Here is a 3,406-nt window from a genome sequence, read left to right as displayed (position 1 = left end):
CCGGCCCGAGCCGGTCGCGGCCGTCGGGTCGCTGCTGGCGCTGTACGCGGTGGAGCGCACCCTGGCCACCCGGCGGATGCTGCCGCTGTGCCTCGGGCTGTCCGCCGCCGCGTTCACCTTCGCGGCCACGCCCACCGGGCTGATCGCCGTGGCGCCGTTCCTCGTCGCGGCGAAACCGCTGCTGCACCTGGTCCGGGAGCGGGCCCGGCACGGGTGGCCGCCGGTGCTCGTGCCGATCGGCGCGGCCGGGCTCGTGGTGCTGTTCGTCGTGTTCGCCGACCAGACGTACGCCTCGGTGCTGGAAGCCGTCCGGCTGCGGAACGCGGTCGGCCCCAGCCTGTCCTGGTTCGAGGAGCTGGAGCGCTACGAACTGCTGTTCGCCGAGAGCGCGGACGGCGCCGCGACCCGGCGGTTCCCGGTACTGCTGCTGATGCTGAGCACCGCCACCTGCCTGGCCGTGCTGCTGCGCCGGGACCGCATCCCGGGCACCGCGCTCGGCCCGAGCAGGCGGCTGATCGGCACGGTGGCGCTGTTCTTCGTGCTGCTCGCGCTGACCCCCACCAAGTGGACCCACCATTTCGGCGCGTTCGCCGGGGTCGGCGCGGCGATGGGCGCGTTGACCGCACCGGCCACCAGCTCGTCGGTGCTGCGCTCGAAACGCAACCGCGCCGCGTTCGTCGCCGGACTGCTGCTGGTGGCGGCCCTGTCGGTGACCGGGCCGAACGCCTACTGGTTCGTCTCCCGGATCGGGGTGCCGTGGCACGACATCCCGCCGGAACTCGCCGGGATCCCCGCGTCGACACTGCTCACCGCGGCGGCCGCGGTGGCGGCGCTGGTCGCCTTCGTGGAGAACCTGCGCGTCCGGCGCCCGGGCCCGCCCCGCGAGCCGGAACGCCGGTCGTCGGCGCTGTGGCGGGGGTCGCTGGCGCTCATCGTCGGCTGCGGCCTGGTGATCACCGCGGAGTTCGGCAGCATGGTCAAGGGGATGTGGGCGCAGTCCGACAGCTACAGCCTCGGCGCGGCCAATCTCGCCCACCTCACCGGCACCGGGTGCGGCCTGGGGCGCGACGTCACCGTGGAGCGCGACCCCGTGGCGAGTGTGCTGTCCCCGCTGCCGGGGCCCCGGCAGCACACCGTCGTACCGGACGACTCCCGGGCGGCGGCGGGTGTGCCCACCGGGGGCGGTGATCCGGTGCAGGCCACCGCCGAGGGCTTCCACACGGAACCGGACGCCGACGGCGACCCGCTGGCCGAGCCGCCGCACGGCCTCACCCCGGACAACACCCCGATGTGGAGCAGCTACGGCGAGACCGGACCGCCCACCGGGGACCTGCGTACCCCCTGGTACGGGCTGGACGACGCGGACGGCGACCAGCTCGTCGTCACGGTGTTCGCCCCCGCGGGCAAGGCCACGTCGGTCGACGTCCAGTTCGGCGAACAGACGCCCGGGGGAACCCGGGTCGTGCAGACCCGGCGGGTGCTGGCCCCCGGTGGTGGCACCGACGAGTGGCACAACGTCCGGATCGACCTCGCCGACGTGCCCGAGGGTGCGGCGGCGGTCCGGATCGCGGCGGACGACGACGACCTCACCGAGGACGGCTGGGTCGCGGCGACCGCGCCCCGTGCCCCGTCGTTCACCACGCTGGCGGACAAGGTCGGCGACCGGCCGGTCTACGTGGACTGGCCCGCCGCCTTCGTCTACCCGTGCGTGAACCCGGTCAAGATCCGCGACGGCATTCTGGACGTGCCCGCGTACCACCTCACCGCGGGGGACCTGGCCGACGAGGCGGAATGGGCCGCCGCCGACGCCGGGGGCATGCTCGGCACCCTGGAGGAACTCGCCGCCGAACCCGAGGTGCCGAGCTATCTTACCGGCGACCCGGACCAGCCGTGGGGCACGCTGCACGACGTCCGCCCGTACGAGACCGGCCGCGAACCGACCGTGCTGCGCGGCGAGCGGGTCCGCACCGGCTGGTGGTCCCCCGGCCCCGGCCCGGTGCCGTCCGACGGTCCCGGCCCCGACGGCTGACCGGCGCGGATCGACCTCCGTGTTCAGGGCGAAGAGTGCGATGTGTGCCCTCGGAGCTCCTCCGCGGCCTCGCCGGGATCCCCGACATACCCACCACCGACCTCACGCAGCTCCCTCAGCAACGTGACGTTCCGCGCTCGCCTCCTTCGCACGGCCTCGGCGAGCATGTCCCGCACCTCGCCGGAGACGTCGATGATCTGAACCGTCACCACGGAGCCATTGAACATACGGACTGCGGTTCCCGCACGCGCAGCTCTGTCGGCGCGTGTCGTCCCGTCCCGTTCCCCGGACACCGGGGCGCTCAGGTGAGACCGACGGTGGTCTGGCCGGGGCGGAGGGTTTCCCCGCACTGTCGGCGCGGCCACTCACCCGACTTGTTCGCCCGGTCGACCGGCGCCATCGTCGTGTGCGCGTACTCCCGCAGTTCCGCCAGGGTCGCCGCGTCCGGGACGGCGTCGCGGCGCACCCAGTCGCCGTTGCTCGGGCCCGGGCGGGGGTGTTCGTAGATCTGGAAGTAGTCGCGGGCCATCCGCGGGTCGGCGGGGAGACCGTTGGCCGCGCTCCATGGGGCGCGGGAGTGGATGAACGTCGGCCGCACCTCCTCGAAGACGTAGTCGCGCAACCCGGCCCCGTCCCCGGCGGCGAGCAGGTCGGCGATGCGCGGTTCGGCCAGGCCCGCCATGTCCACCAGCTCCAGCCTGCTGGTCAGAGCCGCCCCACCCAGGTCCGGGTTCAGCAGCGACCCCCGTTCCAGTCCGAGGATGTCGGCGTAGGCGTTGAACACCCGTCCGGAACGGTCGGCCACGTTGCACAGGGTCACGTCGCCCCGGGCGCGGAACGAGTCGGCGGAGTCGGCCAGCGCCGCACCGGAGCCGGTCAACGCGAGCGCGAGCCCGCCCGCCAGCCACGCCCGGTGTGCCGTCCGCGACCGGCGGAACACCTCCGCGGTGGTCAGCACCCCCACCAGGGCGCCGAGCACCCACACCGGGGTGGCGAACCGGTACTGCGACATCCAGTCCGCGTTGAGCACGCAGTAGGCCGTCACCGCCAGCCCGAGCGGCACGAGCAGGGCGACCAGTCCCACCCGCCACCACAGCGGGCGGGTGAGCACGAGCGTGAGCGCCACGACCGTCAGCAGCACGAGCGGCGCGCCGACGTAGGACACCAGCTCACCCACCCGGGTCAGGTCGGAGGGTTCCGGTGGCTGCTGATCCTTGGCGACCGACGTGTTCGGCACCCACCGGCCGAAGGTGACCCGCCGCCACGCCAGGTACGCCCCCACCGGAAGCAGGAACACGGTGGTCGAGAGCACGACCCGATTCAGGGCGGGGCGGAAGGCGCGCCACCCCGTCGCGTCCGCCGTCGGCCCGCCGCGCA

At 74.0% G+C, this 3,406-nt stretch carries 1 protein-coding gene and 1 pseudogene; one reads left to right on the top strand and one right to left on the bottom strand.

Annotated elements, in window-relative coordinates; all coding sequences use genetic code 11:
• Positions 1–2,029: arabinosyltransferase domain-containing protein (locus tag ACTIR_RS21490; protein WP_034238193.1), on the top strand; the 2,029-nt coding region annotated here is incomplete at its 5' end.
• A gap of 301 nt (positions 2,030–2,330) precedes the next feature.
• Here ACTIR_RS21490 and ACTIR_RS21485 read toward each other — a convergent pair.
• Positions 2,331–3,406, bottom strand: a pseudogene (locus tag ACTIR_RS21485) (hypothetical protein); the annotation flags it as partial.

The sequence above is a fragment of the Saccharomonospora iraqiensis subsp. iraqiensis genome (genome assembly GCF_000430445.1).
In the GTDB taxonomy this organism is placed as follows: domain Bacteria; phylum Actinomycetota; class Actinomycetes; order Mycobacteriales; family Pseudonocardiaceae; genus Saccharomonospora; species Saccharomonospora iraqiensis.
Note: the sequence above shows the minus strand (reverse complement) of the source record. Positions and strands in the feature narration are given on the sequence as shown.